Origin of the sequence: Photorhabdus viridis (genome assembly GCF_040256935.1) — a bacterium.
Taxonomy (GTDB): domain Bacteria; phylum Pseudomonadota; class Gammaproteobacteria; order Enterobacterales; family Enterobacteriaceae; genus Photorhabdus; species Photorhabdus viridis.
The window spans coordinates 1-410 of sequence record NZ_JBEJZY010000293.1; the positions used below are offsets into that span (position 1 = coordinate 1).

At 64.9% G+C, this 410-nt stretch carries 1 protein-coding gene; it reads left to right on the forward strand.

Translation table 11 applies throughout. The features are described 5' to 3' along the window. Positions 1–43 precede the first annotated feature (43 nt). A complete protein-coding gene (locus ABR397_RS25545) occupies positions 44–406 on the forward strand; it encodes a hypothetical protein (protein WP_350307793.1) in 363 nt (120 codons plus the stop codon). Positions 407–410: the final 4 nt, after the last annotated feature.

A 410-nucleotide genomic window follows, 5' to 3' on the forward strand; every position in this document is an offset into this window, starting at 1 on the left:
GCCAGTCCGCCCGTCATGAACGGCTGTCGCCGTTCGTCAGCTGGTGCGAGGCACAGGGCGTAATATCCGCCGCTCAGGTCACCGAGCCGTTACTGGCAAACTGGCAGCAGTCTCTGGCCCGGTACCGCAAAGCCAACGGTCAGCCCTACCCGCCGGACAGTCAGCGCCGACGCCTGCGCGCCTTACGCCTGTGGTTCGACTGGTTGCAGCAACAGCACGCTATCCCGACCAGCCCGGCGGCAACACTGGCCTCGCCAGACAGAAAAAAACGCCCCTCAGTGACGGAGACCCACGGTCAGCCCGACGCCATCCCGGCCCGCTTCGCCACTTTACGCCAGCATCTGGCGGCCTGGCTGGAAGCCGTGCAGGGACAGGGCTTAAGCGAACGGACTCAGGAGTCCTATGAAGAA